At 55.6% G+C, this 15,940-nt stretch carries 15 protein-coding genes and 1 tRNA gene; 8 read left to right on the forward strand and 8 right to left on the reverse strand.

Annotated features, from left to right (window positions below):
• Positions 1-15: 15 nt before the first annotated feature.
• Both DS906_RS13835 and DS906_RS13840 read right to left on the reverse strand, forming a co-directional pair.
• Entirely contained in the window at positions 16-453 is a 438-nt protein-coding gene (locus DS906_RS13835) for a CBS domain-containing protein (RefSeq protein WP_113790721.1), read from the reverse strand.
• 60 nt (positions 454-513) lie between these two features.
• A complete protein-coding gene (locus tag DS906_RS13840; protein ID WP_113790742.1) occupies positions 514-1,416 on the reverse strand; it encodes a LysR family transcriptional regulator in 903 nt (300 codons plus the stop codon).
• A gap of 104 nt (positions 1,417-1,520) precedes the next feature.
• Between DS906_RS13840 and DS906_RS13845 the strand changes: the two genes are divergently transcribed.
• Positions 1,521-3,020 carry a CoA-acylating methylmalonate-semialdehyde dehydrogenase gene (locus tag DS906_RS13845; RefSeq protein WP_113790722.1) on the forward strand — a complete coding sequence of 500 codons (1,500 nt, stop codon included), beginning with the start codon at positions 1,521-1,523 and terminating at the stop codon, positions 3,018-3,020.
• A 66-nt stretch (positions 3,021-3,086) separates the two neighbouring features.
• On the opposite strand, the gene DS906_RS13850 is transcribed toward DS906_RS13845, so the two are convergent.
• Positions 3,087-3,872, reverse strand: a complete 786-nt coding sequence (locus DS906_RS13850) for an EF-hand domain-containing protein (protein ID WP_158541328.1) — start codon at positions 3,870-3,872, stop codon at positions 3,087-3,089.
• Positions 3,873-4,122: 250 nt separating this feature from the next.
• On the opposite strand from DS906_RS13850, the gene DS906_RS13855 reads away from it, so the two are divergent.
• On the forward strand, positions 4,123-4,722 hold the full coding sequence (locus DS906_RS13855; protein ID WP_108858717.1) for a L,D-transpeptidase: 600 nt from the start codon (positions 4,123-4,125) through the stop codon (positions 4,720-4,722).
• Between the two features lie 52 nt (positions 4,723-4,774).
• Here the strand turns inward: DS906_RS13855 and DS906_RS13860 are convergent, their stop codons facing one another.
• Both DS906_RS13860 and DS906_RS13865 read right to left on the reverse strand, forming a co-directional pair.
• Positions 4,775-5,251 (reverse strand): fasciclin domain-containing protein, encoded by a 477-nt coding sequence (locus DS906_RS13860; RefSeq protein WP_113790743.1) that lies wholly within the window; start codon positions 5,249-5,251, stop codon positions 4,775-4,777.
• Positions 5,252-5,323: 72 nt separating this feature from the next.
• Complete coding sequence (locus DS906_RS13865) at positions 5,324-6,175, reverse strand: class I SAM-dependent methyltransferase (protein ID WP_113790744.1); 852 nt, start codon at positions 6,173-6,175, stop codon at positions 5,324-5,326.
• A 139-nt stretch (positions 6,176-6,314) separates the two neighbouring features.
• Here DS906_RS13865 and DS906_RS13870 point away from each other — a divergent pair, with 139 nt between their 5' ends.
• The 5 genes from DS906_RS13870 to DS906_RS22510 all read left to right on the forward strand — a co-directional run bounded on the left by DS906_RS13870 (position 6,315) and on the right by DS906_RS22510 (position 11,044).
• Complete coding sequence (locus tag DS906_RS13870; RefSeq protein WP_113790745.1) at positions 6,315-7,430, forward strand: carboxylate-amine ligase; 1,116 nt, start codon at positions 6,315-6,317, stop codon at positions 7,428-7,430.
• Positions 7,431-7,547: 117 nt separating this feature from the next.
• Entirely contained in the window at positions 7,548-8,690 is a 1,143-nt protein-coding gene (locus DS906_RS13875; RefSeq protein ID WP_113790724.1) for an acyl-CoA dehydrogenase family protein, read from the forward strand.
• 7 nt (positions 8,691-8,697) lie between these two features.
• Positions 8,698-9,738: an enoyl-CoA hydratase/isomerase family protein gene (locus DS906_RS13880; protein WP_113790725.1), complete on the forward strand. Its 1,041-nt coding sequence runs from the start codon at positions 8,698-8,700 to the stop codon at positions 9,736-9,738.
• Positions 9,739-9,741: 3 nt separating this feature from the next.
• Positions 9,742-10,614, forward strand: coding sequence for a 3-hydroxyisobutyrate dehydrogenase (mmsB, locus tag DS906_RS13885; RefSeq protein WP_113790726.1), 873 nt, complete (start codon positions 9,742-9,744; stop codon positions 10,612-10,614).
• A 220-nt stretch (positions 10,615-10,834) separates the two neighbouring features.
• A complete protein-coding gene (locus tag DS906_RS22510; protein WP_233494789.1) occupies positions 10,835-11,044 on the forward strand; it encodes a hypothetical protein in 210 nt (69 codons plus the stop codon).
• 9 nt (positions 11,045-11,053) lie between these two features.
• Here DS906_RS22510 and uvrA read toward each other — a convergent pair whose 3' ends face one another.
• On the reverse strand, positions 11,054-13,912 hold the full coding sequence (gene uvrA / locus DS906_RS13895) for an excinuclease ABC subunit UvrA (protein ID WP_113790727.1): 2,859 nt from the start codon (positions 13,910-13,912) through the stop codon (positions 11,054-11,056).
• Positions 13,913-14,340: 428 nt separating this feature from the next.
• Between uvrA and DS906_RS13900 the strand changes: the two genes are divergently transcribed.
• A tRNA-Val gene (locus DS906_RS13900) sits at positions 14,341-14,415 on the forward strand.
• Positions 14,416-14,717: 302 nt separating this feature from the next.
• Here DS906_RS13900 and yecR read toward each other — a convergent pair.
• Both yecR and DS906_RS13910 read right to left on the reverse strand, forming a co-directional pair.
• Positions 14,718-15,035 (reverse strand): YecR family lipoprotein, encoded by a 318-nt coding sequence (gene yecR / locus DS906_RS22735; RefSeq protein WP_113790728.1) that lies wholly within the window; start codon positions 15,033-15,035, stop codon positions 14,718-14,720.
• Positions 15,036-15,422: 387 nt separating this feature from the next.
• On the reverse strand, positions 15,423-15,940 hold a 518-nt coding region (locus tag DS906_RS13910; RefSeq protein WP_233494790.1), incomplete at its 5' end, for a hypothetical protein.

The raw sequence follows: 15,940 nt of genomic DNA on the forward strand, positions 1-15,940 counted from the left end.
TGGGATTCAAGGGCCTCAATGCCCCATGATCATGCCTTGCAGCGCGTCTTTTTCCATAGCCAGTTCTGCCAGCTGCGCCTTTACCACGTCGCCCAGCGTCACGATCCCCACCAGCTTGCCATCTTCGACAACGGGCATGTGGCGAAAGCGCCCTTCAGTCATGCGCGTCATGATATCCTGAACTGTATCTTGTTTCGTGGCCGTCACCAGATCCCGGGTCATATACGCACTGACAGGTTGCGTGAGGCATCCGCTTCCGGTTGCGGCCAGCTCTCTTACAATGTCACGTTCCGACAGAATTCCTGCAGCCGTCTCGCCGCCATCTTCCGACACGACCACTGTACCGATCCGCTTTTCCGAGAGAATTTTCGAAGCATCAGACACCGTGATTGACGGCAAGACAGTGACGACCCCTCCGCTGCCCTTGGATTTCAGAATGGCCTGAACGAGCATAAGCGTTACCTCCGAAATAATGTCCTGTTTTCCAAAACGTTGCCGGAATGTTTAAACCTGTCAAGGTGACACTTGGGCTTCAAGCCGCTCAACCTCTTCCCGAATACCCTGCGACAAGGCCTGCGCGAAGCGGTTCAACCTTTCATTCCGCTGATCGCCCTGATGTCGCACCAGGTGAAAACTCCGGGTCAAACTTACCTGATCCGTCAGGATTTTTTGCAGGTTGGGATGAAACGGCAAGGTGAAGTCATGCGCCACACAAACCCCCGTTCCAAGCGTGGCCTGCCGCAACTGAACCGACACCGAATTCGATGCAAGCGCGACACGGTCAACACCGATATCCACAAGATAGTCCAACTCGCGGTCAAAGATCATATCGGGAATGTAACCAATCATGCGATGGCCACTCAGGTCCTGGATCGTCCGGATTGCCGGGTAAGAGGTCAAATAGTCGCGCGTCGCAACCAGGTGCAGTTTGTAATCGGTGATCTTCTGGACCAGAAGGCTCCCGGCCGTCGGCGCGCTGACGGTCACTGCCATGTCGGCTTCGCGCCGGGACAGGTTGATCACGCGCGGCAGGGCCAGGATCTGAATATCCAGATCGGGGTTTGCATCGCTGATTTTCGCGCAGACCTGCGGCAAAAGATAGTTGGCCGACCCGTCCGGCGCGCCAATCCGTATTTGTCCGCTGAGCGTTTTCGACGTACCCGCCATCGCGCCAACCGCCGCGCGCATCGCCTCTTCGGCTTTCAACCCGTGTTCCATTAGGCGCTCACCCGGAGCGGTCAAAAGGTAACCTTGTTGCGACTTGGTAAACAGGGGGGCTTCCAATGAGGCTTCCAACCGAGCAATCCGCCGCCCGACGGTGGCTGGGTCGATCTTCAGCTGACGCCCAGCAGCCGAAAGGCTTTCTTCTCGCGCGACGGCCAGAAAGACCCGCATATCATCCCAGTTCGGTGTCACCGCCTGTCCTTTGCATTTTTGCAAAACATCTTTGAGACATTGCCTCTGTTCAAGGAATTTATGCAAGCCTATTGTGTGCGCAAACGCATTGAAGGAGATCCGCAATGACCGAGCTGTCCCATTTCATCAATGGCGAGAATGTCGCCGGAACCTCAGGACGATTTGACGACATTTTCAATCCGGCCACCGGTGAGGTGCAGTACAAATGCCCGATGGCAAGTGCTGCCGAAACCACGGCCGCAATCGAAAGCGCAGCCGCCGCGCAACTTGCTTGGGGTGCGACCAACCCGCAGAAACGCGCACGCGTCATGATGGCGATGGTTCACCTTATGAACCGCGACATGGACAAGCTGGCCGAAGCACTGAGCCGCGAGCACGGCAAAACTATCCCAGACGCCAAGGGCGATCTGCAGCGCGGTCTGGAAGTGATCGAATACTGCATCGCCGCGCCCCAAATGCTGAAAGGTGAATTCACCGACAGTGCGGGCCCTGGCATCGACATGTACTCGATGCGGCAGCCGCTGGGCGTTGTCGCATCCATCATGCCGTTCAACTTTCCGGCGATGATGCCGCTGTGGCACGTCGGCCCGGCGCTGGCCTGCGGCAACGCCGTGGTTCTGAAACCGTCCGAACGTGACCCTTCTGTTCCGCTGATGCTGGCCGAGCTGTTTGTTGAGGCCGGCCTGCCCAAGGGCGTCTTCCAAGTCGTCAACGGCGACAAAGAGGCCGTCGATACCCTGCTGGACAGCGACACCATTCAGGGCGTTTCCTTTGTTGGCTCGACCCCGATCGCGCAATACATCTATTCCCGTGCAACCGCGAACGGTAAGCGCGCGCAGTGTTTTGGCGGTGCCAAAAACCATATGATCGTCATGCCTGACGCGGATCTGGATCAGGCTGCCGACGCTCTGGTCGGTGCCGGGTTTGGCGCGGCGGGCGAGCGCTGCATGGCCATCTCGGTTGCAGTGCCCGTTGGCGAAGAAACCGCCGACGCTCTGATCGAAAAGCTGATCCCACGTGTCGAAAAGCTGAAGGTCGGCCCTTACACCGCCGGCGATGACGTCGACATGGGCCCAGTTGTAACCGGTGCTGCTAAAGAGCGTATTCTTGGTCTGATCAACTCGGGCGTAGAACAAGGCGCGAAGCTGGTTGTCGATAACCGCGACTTTAGCCTGCAGGGCTATGAGGATGGATTCTTTGTCGGCCCCCACTTGTTCGATAACGTCACCCCTGAGATGGACATCTACAAGCAAGAGATATTTGGCCCGGTTCTGTCGACCGTGCGCGCAGGGTCTTATGAAGAAGCGCTGAAGCTGGCGATGGACCATGAGTACGGCAACGGCACTGCAATCTTCACGCGCGACGGCGACACTGCACGCGACTTCGCCAGCCGTGTGAATATCGGCATGGTCGGGATCAACGTTCCGATCCCGGTTCCGCTGGCCTACCACACCTTTGGCGGATGGAAGAAATCCATGTTTGGTGACCTGAACCAGCACGGCCCGGACAGCTTCAAATTCTACACCCGCACGAAGACTGTGACGGCGCGCTGGCCATCGGGCATCAAAGAAGGTGGCGAGTTCAATTTCAAAGCGATGGACTGATTTCCCGCCCAAACAAATTCAAAAGGCCGCCCCGTTGGGCGGCCTTTTTCGTCGCGCGACGAGGGGTCAGTTCTGTAGAAATTCGCGCAATGTGACTCTGCCATCAAAATCCGCGTCAAACTCGGCCATGACCATCCGCAACTCATGCGCGGGGATACAAGCTTTGGCGATTCCTTCGATCTTATCGCTTTCAACCATGGTCAGGCATTCGGCCGACAGCGGCTCATCCATTTCCGGATCGGGGAACTCGATGAGATCCCGCACTTCCATGGCCACAAATTCATCCGGGGACACCACACCATTTTCGTCGGCATCATATTCAAGAAACTCCACCGCTCGCTCGGCAAGATAGAAGATTTCGAATTCAGAATATTCGACATGACCGTCAGCATTGGAATCCGCTCGGTCGATCTCCTCAGCTGCAATAGCCTCTGATGTGCAGGATTCTTTTGCCGCATCACAATCATCCCCGACGATGTGGCCCTCTTCTTCCGTCAGGAATTGGTACAATTCCGGTTCAGTAATCACCCCGTCCCCATCGCGATCCAACTCGGCAAAGAAAATCCGCGCCATCGGCGTCGCTTGTGCCGGTGTTTGGGCAGACCCCCAATAAAGACCAGCCAGTAACAAGACCGGCAGGAGATAGAGCGTGTTTGGGGCAAAACGGCTGAGCGTTCGAATGGGCATTCCATCTTCTCCAACTATGTCAGGTGACGGCCCTGCCAGCTCGCGGTCGATCACACCACGCACGAGCTCGCTCATCGACGATCCGCGCTGTTCGCTCAGATCTGCCAATTTGGTTTTCAACTCATAAGATACGCGAATTTCCAAGGTTTCCGATTTCTTGGTCATATCGTGCGGTCTCCGAACATCAGTGGGCCTGTCCCTTGGAATTGGAGCAGACATACCCGAAAAATACCCCAAGCCGTGTCCGGCAAACAGCAAAAACCTGTCCGGACACCGAGTATTCCCCCGTCCGGGCAGGCAATAGACTGCGTCAAATGTGTAAATCTCACGGAAAATTTAAGCCAAGCATCTGGCCCTGAGGGAAAGCAGTTACTAAATTGCCGGAAACCATAGAGCATTCCTTCAGGAGGCATCCGTGTCCAGTTCCCGTATTAATCGTCGTACCGCCTTGCTGGGTGCTGCGTCAGTCCTTGCGACGCCAACGCTGTTGCGCGCCCAAAGCTCAGATGCTTTCCCAACAACAGAAGAGGCTATCAGCACGCAATTGCCGGTGCGCCGCAATGTCTCGTCCTTCTCGCAACAGAACTGGCAGGACCATTTTGACCAGCTGGGCGCAGGGGCTTTGCTGGCTGATATCACCAGCCGCGCGGTGCACTATTGGGGGCCCGATGGCACCTACAAACTGTACCCCAGTTCGGTACCGATGAGCGAAGAGCTGACGAAGCGCGGTTATACCAAGGTTGTGCGCAAGGCTGAAAATCCAAGCTGGACACCAACCGCGTCGATGCGCGAGCGTGATCCGCTTTTGCCAGTGCGTATGGAAGGTGGTGAACCAGGCAACCCGTTGGGCACCCGTGCAATGTATCTGGGTTGGCCAGCCTATCTTGTACACGGCACCCACGATACGCGGAAAATCGGGCGCCAAAGCTCGTCCGGGTGCATTGGCCTATACAATCAACATGTCGAGGAATTGTTTCCTCTCGTCCAGGTCGGAACCCAGGTCCGACTGGTCTGACGACAAAGCCCCGGCCATAAGGACCGGGGCTTTTTCATGAAATCAAAGTATTTTATTCCGGCAGGATCACAGCGTCGACAACGTGGATCACGCCATTGCTGGTTTCAATATCGGCCTGAATGACTTCGGCACCGTTCACTTTGACGCCGTTCTTGGCATTTACGCTCAGGCGGTCGCCCTGCACGGTCAGAACTTTGGCGCGCTTACCAGCAATGTCACCAGACATGACTTTGGCGGGAACAACGTGATAGGTCAGAATTTCGACCAGTTGGTCTTTGTTCTCCGGCAACAGCAGTGTTTCCACCGTACCTTCGGGCAGTGCCGCAAAAGCTTCATCAGTCGGTGCGAACACTGTGAACGGTCCGTCACTTTTCAACGTGTCGACAAGACCCGCAGCCTGAACAGCGGCGACCAGTGTGTTGAAGGAACCGGCTGATACTGCGGTATCCACTATATCTGCAGCCTGTGCTTTTACAGGCAGTGTCAGTGCAATTGCGGCGGCGGCGCCCATAAACGTACGACGAAACATGGCTGTCATCTCCTCTCCAGCTTGGTTATGGAAAGGGTTACGGGCGCTTAGACGCGCCGGATCACTAACTGATCAATTTTCTTTGACCTGAACCCATATGCTTTGGGCGCGACCGTCCTTCAAAAATGGCAAGGATTCCACCGCATCGGGGCGATCCTGCTGTAGGTAGTAGCCGGGCCAAAGCATTGAATATGCACCAGTTTGCAGGAGTGCATGAAGCATGTACTGTTCACCCCAGCCTGGGCAATCATAGAAGAACCGTTTGGGATATTCGTAGGGCAGAAAAACATCGTGCACATGAATGACCACACCGGGTTTGAGCGCCGGAATGATACGGCAGAACAGGTGCGCGACGTCATTGCTCATACGGACAACGTGGCTGGAATCGATGAACAATACGTCACCGGATTCGAGTTGCTCGAACAGTGCCGGATCGACTTCTTCCAGACGTTTTTGTTCGAACTGATCCACCACATGCGCGATATCTGCCCGTGGATACGGATCGATTGCGGTGACGTTGGTCTGCAATCCGCCGTCAATAATCGCCTGCCGCGTTACACGGGTCGAGTTGCCGCAACCCACCTCGATCACGCGTTTTGGTTTGAACCGGCGGATCATCAGATACAGCGCATCCGCGTCCGGGCTGTCGTAGTACCCATTGTTGATACGATAACCGGTCTTGTTGCGCGCCGGGTCTTTCAGAGCTTCCAGAGAAGTAGAGTGTTCTTGGTATTCCGACACCAATTGAGTGATATCGAACCCTTCCATCCCCGGTGACAGAGCATAGGCCGGGCGGGTCAGCCCCCCTGCCCGTTCAAACGCCTCAAGGCGCGCGCGCTCGTCCCGTTCGGTCACTTTGTCGATCAGTTTCACACCAAACCGGTCAAGCGCGGCGTTCAGCCGGGGGAATTTCCTTGGTTTCACGGGGGGCTCCGGGTTTGGTGACAGTCTAGACGCCTCCTTACCTGTGCGCATGGGGGCTTCGCAAGAACCCAGCTGGCAAACACTTGGCAAAAAGACAATTTCCGTATTCACTGGTTGGAACAAAGTTGCGAGGGCCGGAATGCAGCAGGAATTTACGCTGGGCATCGAAGAAGAGTATCTGCTGGTTGATCGAGACAGTCTGGAACTCGCCGAAGCGCCTGCCGCGTTAATGGAAGCCTGCCAGGCCGATTTTGAAGGACAGGTCAGCCCCGAATTCCTGCAATGCCAGATCGAGGTCGGTACGCGGCCGCATGTGACCATCAGTTCTGCGCGCGAGGATCTGAAACGCCTGCGGTCTTGTGTCTCGAAACGCGCCGCCGAGCACAACCTTGCCCCAATCGCTGTATCCTGCCACCCCTTTGCCGACTGGAAAAAGCAGCAACACACGCGCAAAGACCGATATGACGCGCTCCAACACGCGTTGGGCGGAGTGGCGCGGCGTATGCTGATCTGTGGCATGCATGTCCACATCGGGGTGGCGGATTCAGCCTTGCGCGCCGACCTGATTCCGCAGCTGTCCTACTTTCTCCCGCATCTTTTGGCCCTGTCGACGTCATCGCCCTATTGGAACGGTGAGGACACTGGTCTGTCTTCGTACAGGTTAACGGTGTTCGACAACCTGCCCCGCACCGGACTCCCGCCGATCTTTTCCGGCTGGTCCGAATATGAACGTACTACGGGCGTTCTGGTCGAACTGGGCGTGATCGAAGACACCACGAAAATTTGGTGGGATCTGCGACCTTCGCACCAGTACCCAACACTGGAAACCCGGATCATGGATGTGCAGCCCCGCATGGAACATGCACTTTCTCTGGCCGCAATGGTGCAGGCGTTGACGCGCATGTTGTGCCGCCTGAAAGACAGAAATCTTAGGTGGCGCCAATATGACCGGTTCCTGATCGGCGAAAACCGCTGGCGCGCGCAGCGCTATGGCGTGGGCGAAGGCATGATTGACTTCGGAGATCGCTCAATCAAACCTATGCCGGAACTCATGGGCGAACTGATGGGCTTACTCGCAGAAGATGCCGAAGCGCTTGGCACCATGACCGAGTTGGCAATGCTGCAGCAAATTGCCCAGAACGGCACCTCGGCCACTCGCCAGCGCCGGGTACATGCCGAGGCAGCGGCAAAAGGCGATGACCCTGGCAAGGCTGTCGTTCAGCACTTGATTGACGAATTCCATCAAGACCTCTGATCCTTGACGTTTTTTCCCACACAAGAATGTGCCAGTGATTGCTGGCCGTGCAAAATTTCTGTAAGGATTGGGAAATAAACACTCGTTCAATTCATCGGGCAGCGTGGGAGGCAATCCATGGATTTCGCAACAACCGAAGAGCAGAACGCAATCTTCGACATGGCCCATGATTTCGGGCAGGAAAATATCGCCCCATATGCCCGCCAGTGGGAGGCCGACGGCACCATCCCCAAAGACCTTTGGCCGCGCATTGGTGAACTGGGTTTCGGCGGCCTTTACGTTTCTGAGGACAGCGGCGGTTCTGGCCTGTCTCGTCTGGACGCTACGCTTGTGTTCGAGGCTTTGTCGATGGCCTGCCCCTCTGTCGCGGCCTTTCTGTCGATCCACAACATGTGCGCCAAGATGCTGGACAGCTTCGCCAGTGACGAGCTGAAATCCCGCATCATGCCCGATGTTCTAAGCTTGAACACCGTGCTCAGCTATTGCCTGACCGAGCCTGGCTCAGGTTCTGACGCAGCCGCTTTGAAAACCCGCGCGGAACGCACGAACGAAGGCTATACCCTGAACGGCACCAAGGCTTTCATCTCGGGCGGCGGATACTCGGATGCCTATGTCTGCATGGTGCGCACCGGCCAGGATGGACCCAAGGGCATTTCGACGGTCTATGTCGAGGATGGCAACCCCGGCCTTAGCTTCGGTGCACTGGAACAAAAGATGGGGTGGAAAAGCCAACCTACGGCTCAGGTACAGTTCGACGATTGCAAGATCCCCGCCGACAACCTTGTCGGTATCGAGGGCGACGGTTTCAAATACGCAATGAAAGGGCTGGATGGCGGACGTCTGAACATCGCCTCCTGTTCATTGGGTGCCGCGCAAACCGGGTTGAACATGACACTACAGTACATGTCCGAGCGGAAGGCTTTCGGGCAGTCCATCGACCAGTTTCAGGCCCTGCAGTTCCGTCTGGCAGATATGGAGATCGAATTGCAGGCCGCCCGGACATTCCTGCGTCAGGCGGCGTGGAAGTTGGATCAGGGCGCGCCCGATGCAACAAAGTTCTGCGCCATGGCCAAAAAATTCGTGACCGAAACGGGATCGAAAGTGGTGGATCAGTGCCTGCAATTGCACGGCGGCTATGGTTATCTGGCCGACTATGGCATCGAAAAACTTGTGCGCGATCTGCGCGTGCATCAGATTTTGGAAGGCACGAACGAGATCATGAGGGTCATCGTTGCCCGCCAGATGCTCTCTCAGCGCTGAGGACTTTATGTCGGACATCTATATTCGCACCGCAGGCCGCGCCGGTCGTATCACCCTGACCCGGACCAAGGCGCTGAATGCGCTCAGCTATGATATGTGCCTGGCCATCGACACCGCCTTACGCAACTGGCGTGAGGATGACGCAGTCGATCTGGTCATTCTGGATGCCGAAGGCGACAAGGCCTTTTGCGCAGGTGGGGACATCGCAGAGCTTTATGAGACCGGAACTAAGGGCGATTTTGAATACGGCCGAAAGTTCTGGCGCGATGAGTACCACTTGAATGCTCTGATCTTCGAATACCCAAAGCCAGTAGTCAGCTTTCTTCAGGGTTTCACGATGGGTGGTGGCGTGGGCATCGGGTGCCACGGCAGCCATCGCATCGTGGGTGAAACGTCGCAAATCGCCCTGCCCGAATGCTCGATCGGTTTGGTTCCGGATGTCGGCAGCACGCTGATGCTGGCACTCGCGCCCGGACGGCTAGGTGAATATCTCGGCACAACCGGTCATCGTATGGGTCCAGCAGATGCCATTCTGGCCGGTTTCGCAGATCATTACATTCCGATCCAGCAATGGTCTGATTTGATCGACATGCTTGAAGCATCCGGCGACGCCAGCATTCTTGAAAGCCATTCCGACACGCCGCCCGAAGGTTCGTTGGTGGCAATTCAAGATGCAATTGAGGCAGATTTCGGGGGCGAAACTCTTGGAGATATACAGAACAGCCTACGCAACTCGAACATTGACGCCGCCGCTGACGCGCTGAAGTTGATCGGGCGCAATTCGCCACTCTCCATGGCCTGCACCGTTGAGATGCTGCATCGTCTCCGCACGCCAAACCTGACCATGCGCAAGGCGTTGGAACTGGAGTATCGCTTCACCTATCGCGCGATGGAACACGGGGACTTTCTGGAAGGTATCCGGGCGCAGATCATCGACAAGGATCGCAACCCGAGTTGGCGCCATCAGAACCAAGACGTACCGGCTGTCGCTGTTTCAAAGATGCTACAACCTTTGGGCGCAGACACGCTGACTTTTGAGGAGGATTAAGGAATGAAAATCGGGTTTATCGGTCTGGGCAACATGGGCAATCCGATGGCGGCCAATCTTGCCCAAGCAGGGCATGATGTCAGCGGCTTTGACATGGCGGATGTCACTGTACCGGGTGTCACTATGGCCAGCTCCGGCCCTGAGGCCGCGACCGGTGCCGACATCGTCGTGACCATGCTGCCGAACGGACAAATCCTGCGGGCGGTGGCAAATGAGATCCTTCCCGCCATGAGACCCGGAGCGGTCTGGATCGACTGTTCAACGGTCGATGTCGACAGCGCCCGCGCCGTCGCTGAACAGGCCAAGGAAGCGGACGTCCTCGCAGTCGACGCCCCGGTGTCGGGTGGCATCGGCGGTGCGGCAGCGGGTACGCTGACTTTCATGGCAGGCGGTAGCGACGCGGCGTTTGAAAAAGCATCCCCGTTGTTCGACATCATGGGTCAGAAAGCCGTGCATTGCGGCGAATCCGGTGTCGGTCAGGCCGCGAAGATCTGCAACAACATGATTCTGGGCGTGACCATGATTGCAACCTGCGAAGCCTTTGCGCTGGCCGACAAGCTTGGGCTGGACCGGCAAAAGATGTTCGATGTGGTCAGCACGTCCTCGGGCTATAGCTGGACGATGAACGCCTACTGCCCCGCCCAGGGCGTTGGACCTGCCAGTCCGGCGGACAACGACTATCAACCCGGCTTTGCGGCCGAATTGATGTTGAAGGACCTGCGGCTCAGCCAACAGGCGGCTGCAAGCTCGGACGCAGACACGCCCATGGGACAGATTGCAACAGCGCTTTATGAGAAATTCGTCGAATCCGAAGACGGGCTGGGCAAGGATTTTTCCGCCATGCTGCCACGGTTTGAAAAGCGTAGCAGGGGCTAGTCACTGCAGGGTGGCAGCTTCCTGCCCATCGGGTTGACCGGCGGACAAACAGCGGCCATCTGTTTCCTAACCGCGCTTTAACGCGAAAGGAAACATGATGTCGCGAATTCTGTCTGTCACTTTGACCATTGTCGCGCTTTCATTGAGTCCGGCTACAGCAATGGCTGGGAACGGGAAGAGTAAGGCGGGTCATTGCCCGCCAGGCCTAGCAAAAAAAACAGTGCCCTGTGTTCCGCCGGGTCAGGTAAAAAACCTTTACAAAAAGGGCGACTTTATCACGCGCGACTACCGCTGGATCAATGATCCCTACCGCTATGGTCTGAATCGCGGCGGATCCTACATTCGCGCGGGCGACTACGTTTATCGTGTCGACCCCGAAACGCAAAAGGTATTGAATCTGTTTGGCGCAGTGACCGATATTCTTTACTGAAGATCGGTCCTATTCTGCAGCGACGCGCGCGCCGTCCAGCATCGGCTTAAGATACCTACCGGTATGGCTGCGGTCGACCCCCGCCACATTCTCGGGTGTCCCGGTAGCCACGATCTCACCACCGCCATCACCGCCTTCCGGGCCGATATCAATGATGTGGTCGGCGGTTTTGACGACATCCAGATTGTGTTCAATCACAACAACAGTATTGCCCTGATCGACCAGTTCATGCAGCACTTCCAACAACTTACGCACGTCTTCGAAATGTAGGCCAGTGGTCGGTTCATCCAGAATATACAAAGTCCGCCCGGTCGAGCGTTTGGACAATTCCTTTGAAAGCTTCACGCGCTGCGCCTCACCTCCCGATAGCGTGGTCGCCTGCTGCCCAACCTTGATATAGCCAAGCCCGACACGGGCCAGCGCATCCATTTTATCGCGGATCGACGGCACGGCCTTAAAGAACTCCTGCGCGTCTTCGACGGTCATATCCAGTACATCGGCGATGGACTTGCCTTTGAACTTGATCTCCAGTGTTTCGCGGTTGTACCGCGCGCCCTTACAGGTTTCGCAGGTAACGTAAACATCGGGCAGAAAATGCATCTCAATCTTGATGACGCCGTCACCCTGACAGGCCTCGCAACGACCACCCTTGACGTTAAAGCTGAACCGTCCGGGCTTGTAGCCGCGCGCCTTTGCCTCGGGCAGACCGGCAAACCAATCGCGGATCGGCGTGAAGGCCCCGGTGTAAGTCGCTGGATTCGAACGCGGAGTTCGTCCGATAGCACGCTGGTCGATGTCGATGACCTTGTCCAGATGCTCCAACCCTTTGATGGTTTCGCAGGGCGCCGGCGTTTGCCGCGCGCCGTTCAGACGCATGGAGGCAGTTTTAAACAGCGTCTCAATCGTAAGCGTCGATTTTCCGCCGCCAGAGACACCTGTGACACAGACAAACTTGCCCAGCGGAAACTCCGCCGTCACGTTTTTCAGGTTGTTCCCGGTCGCTTTGACGACCGTAACCTTCTTTTTGTTCCCTTTGCGTCGCTCAGCCGGGACCGAGATCTCGCGGGTTCCCGACAAGTATTGCCCGGTCATTGAGGCCGCATCAGCCGCGATTTGGTCAGGTGTGCCCTTGCTGACAACCTGACCGCCATGCACTCCAGCCCCCGGCCCGATGTCAAAAACATAATCCGCTTCACGGATCGCTTCCTCGTCATGCTCGACGACAATCACTGTGTTACCCTGATCACGTAGATTCTTGAGCGTTCCAAGCAAGCGATCGTTGTCCCGCTGATGAAGACCGATCGAAGGTTCATCGAGGACGTACAAAACCCCTGTCAAACCCGATCCGATCTGGCTGGCCAGACGAATGCGCTGGCTTTCGCCACCAGACAAGGTACCACTTGAGCGGGACAGCGTAAGGTATTCCAAACCAACGTTATTTAGGAATCCAAGCCGTTCGCGGATTTCTTTGAGAATGGCGCGAGCGATTTCGTTCTTCTGCACACTTAGATGGTTCGGTGCATCTTCGATCCAGGCCAGAGCCTCGCGGATCGACATCTGAACAACCTGCCCGACATGCGCGCCTGCGATCTTCACCGCCAGCGCCTCGGGACGTAGGCGATAGCCTTCACAGGCACCACAGGGTCGGTTGTTCTGATACCGCTCAAACTCTTCACGGATCCACGCGCTGTCGGTCTCGCGATAGCGGCGTTGCATATTCGGGATCACGCCCTCAAAGCTGCGGGTGACCTGATAGACCCGCCCGCCTTCATCATAGCGGAATTGGATTTCTTCGTCGCCGGAACCGCGCAGAAACACTTGCTGCACCTTTGGCGGCAGGTCCTTCCACGGCGTGTTCTTGTCGAACTCATAGTGTCTGGCAATCGCTTCAATGGTCTGCAGAAAGTATGGCGACTTTCCCTTCCGCCAGGGCGCCAACGCCCCGTCATACAGCTTCAGGGTCTGGTCCGGCACCACAAGACGTTCGTCAAAGAACAGCTCGACACCCAGTCCATCACAATCCGGGCACGCCCCGAACGGAGCGTTGAACGAAAACAAACGCGGTTCGATTTCGGGAATGGTGAAACCGCTGACAGGACAAGCAAAGTTCTCGCTGAACGTAATCCGTTCTGGATCACCCTCCCGCGGCGCGGTTTCCAGAACGGCGATACCGTCGGCCAAGTCCAACGCGGTACGCAAACTGTCGGCCAGCCGGGTCTCCATCCCTTCGCGTACGACCAACCGGTCGACGACGACATCAATGTCGTGGCGATATTTCTTGTCCAGCGTGGGCGGTTCGTCCAGTTCGTAGAATTCTCCGTCGACCTTCACGCGTTGGAAGCCCTGCTTGCGCAGTTCGAGGAATTCTTTTTTGTATTCGCCTTTGCGGTCGCGCACGATGGGGGCGAGCAAGTATCCGCGTGTCCCTTCCTCCATCTTCATGATGCGGTCGACCATGTCCTGAACCTGTTGCGCCTCAATCGGCTGCCCGGTGGCTGGGCTGTACGGCGTTCCGGACCGGGCGAACAACAAACGCATATAGTCATAGATCTCGGTGACCGTTCCGACGGTCGAACGCGGGTTCTTGGATGTTGTCTTCTGTTCAATCGAGATGGCTGGTGACAGGCCGCTGATGTGGTCCACATCAGGCTTTTCCATCATGTCCAAAAACTGGCGGGCATAGGCTGACAGGCTTTCAACGTAACGCCGCTGGCCCTCGGCATAGATCGTGTCAAAAGCCAAAGACGACTTACCAGACCCCGACAGCCCTGTGATCACCACAAGCTGATCACGTGGGATGTCCACGTCGATACCTTTGAGGTTATGTTCGCGCGCACCGCGCACTTCGATATTCTTCAGCTCAGCCATTTTTGGCCCCCAACACACAAGTGTCTTAGAAATAGGTGAACGACGCTGGAACTCCAACAGAAAAGTTAGAACAAAGCAAGAACTGTCATCTATTCGCTTATCCGACAAGGCAGCATCGCAATTGACACGCCGAAGCGTGGAAAAAAATTACGATGTTAACGCTAATTTTGAGGAAAATGGCGCGGTTGACGGGGCTNNCCATCTGAGCTACAACCGCCCGCTGTCTGTTCATCGCTGAACGTTTGGGTGTATTATGGCTCTGCCCCGACATCGTCAAGCGGCGTTTTGAAGTTTTTTCAAAGAACCTGATTTTTTCCGATTAAGCCATCTGCCCACGGGGGCAGAAAACCAGCTTTTCATGGGCTGGATCGAATTCACCACCGGCCATCTTGCCAACCGATCCGAGTCGCTGTAACAGCACCGCCTACGGGTGATTAGCTCAGTGGTAGAGCGCTTCGTTCACATCGAAGATGTCAGGAGTTCAAATCTCTTATCACCCACCAACCTACATTCCTATATATAACAAATGCTTAGGTAACTACCTGCCCACCTGTCCATGGTACTTTTGCCACGTTTTCCATGGTACTTTTGCACCGCGTTTTCCATGGTACTTTTGCACCGCGTTTTCCGAGAAACGCGGTAGTTCAGATTGTCCACTTGCCTAGTGCCGAAAAATCAGAAAACCCACTCCATCGCGGGTTTTCTAAGTGTTTTCAACAGCCCGCACACTCAAATGGCCATACTACTATTCAAGTTTTTGGTTGTCGCGGATGGCAATACTGAACATGCTTTTTCGGCAGCCCCATTAGCCCCTGCCGAGACATTGGTAAGTTCTGGAAATAGTGGCCTCTAAGCACTGCCCATACCCGTTGCGAGAATGGCACTGTTGCGACGTTCCTTGGAATGGGTCTGCCTTGGAGTAACCCCATGCTTTGCATCGCGCATCCGCTGAGGCTTGAGCCTGCGCCCAGTCCGGAGTGGTGGGTGCATACAGACCGGTATTGTAGGAAAGCACCACGTTGGCGTCGTCACGACTACCGGATGTCGGCACAGGAACGATGGTCTGTGCTTCACATGCTGCAACCAATACAGTCGCAACTATAAATATATAATTTAGTTTCATGTTTATCTCTTAGTTGTACAGATCGAATATTCAGAATAGAAAAATAGTGTCAATGTGACAGGCAAGTCTCTACTGAAAGTATTTGATACAGTGCAGCTTTTAGACGACAGCAAGGTCAGCCTAGACTGATGAAACAAGCCCTGACCCGCCATTGCACCGTATTCAAGCATATGCATGCGTGGCATGATGGTGGCCCATTGCGGCCCTTGCCTGCGGGAACGTGATGCTGCGATGCAGCCCGCCAACGGAGACATTCGCTGCGGGGCAGTAATCATGGCGTCAACGAATTTACAGTTCGTGGGACAAAAACCGACCTTTGCTGCACATCAATCAATGCCCGGTTTGTCGAACTGGTGAACACAGAATCCCTTTGTGTAGCGTGAAGGCTTAAAGCAAAATTTCGTTTATCAACTCGTCAAGCTGTGCGGACGATAGTCCACCTTTCTCAAAGGCAAGGGCTGCAATTCTTTCGACTTTCTCCCACTCTTGAGTCAATAGAGTATGGGCCGCAAGCTCCGCTCTATCCGTCTTTCTTGAAAGACCCGCATTCTGCAGAACATCGTCCAGAAAATCATAGTCTGGATCTGCACATTGTCGATTTGGTGTTAACGCGAGGTTCTTTTGAGCCGCAATTTGTTCGGCTGCAAATCCAGCAGTCAGCACAACAGCAAGATCCTTCGCGACGTCTTTGTCGTGCTGACTGCTAGGACTCTGGATTTTTCCAGCATTCCTAAGTTTGGTTTTACTCAGCGAGATATGAGTTCCCCCCGCGCCATACGCTTCAAGGTCCACTCCACCTACGACATCATGAAATATAGAACGTTTAGCTGCCACAATATGGCCCGCCTCATGGTAGGCAGCCTCCAACTTAATTTTCATTCTCATACTGTCTGACGTCAGCGCTT

This window comes from Ruegeria sp. A3M17, from assembly GCF_003318255.1.
GTDB lineage: Bacteria > Pseudomonadota > Alphaproteobacteria > Rhodobacterales > Rhodobacteraceae > Ruegeria.

Coding starts and splice junctions, on each gene's coding strand:
- DS906_RS13845 (WP_113790722.1), top strand. CDS start 1,521: ATGACCGAGCTGTCCCATTTCATCAATGGCGAGAATGTCGCCGGAACC.
- yecR (WP_113790728.1), bottom strand. CDS start 15,035: ATGAAACTAAATTATATATTTATAGTTGCGACTGTATTGGTTGCAGCA.
- uvrA (WP_113790727.1), bottom strand. CDS start 13,912: ATGGCTGAGCTGAAGAATATCGAAGTGCGCGGTGCGCGCGAACATAAC.
- mmsB (WP_113790726.1), top strand. CDS start 9,742: ATGAAAATCGGGTTTATCGGTCTGGGCAACATGGGCAATCCGATGGCG.
- DS906_RS13860 (WP_113790743.1), bottom strand. CDS start 5,251: ATGTTTCGTCGTACGTTTATGGGCGCCGCCGCCGCAATTGCACTGACA.
- DS906_RS13880 (WP_113790725.1), top strand. CDS start 8,698: ATGTCGGACATCTATATTCGCACCGCAGGCCGCGCCGGTCGTATCACC.
- DS906_RS13850 (WP_158541328.1), bottom strand. CDS start 3,872: ATGACCAAGAAATCGGAAACCTTGGAAATTCGCGTATCTTATGAGTTG.
- DS906_RS13870 (WP_113790745.1), top strand. CDS start 6,315: ATGCAGCAGGAATTTACGCTGGGCATCGAAGAAGAGTATCTGCTGGTT.
- DS906_RS13875 (WP_113790724.1), top strand. CDS start 7,548: ATGGATTTCGCAACAACCGAAGAGCAGAACGCAATCTTCGACATGGCC.
- DS906_RS13835 (WP_113790721.1), bottom strand. CDS start 453: ATGCTCGTTCAGGCCATTCTGAAATCCAAGGGCAGCGGAGGGGTCGTC.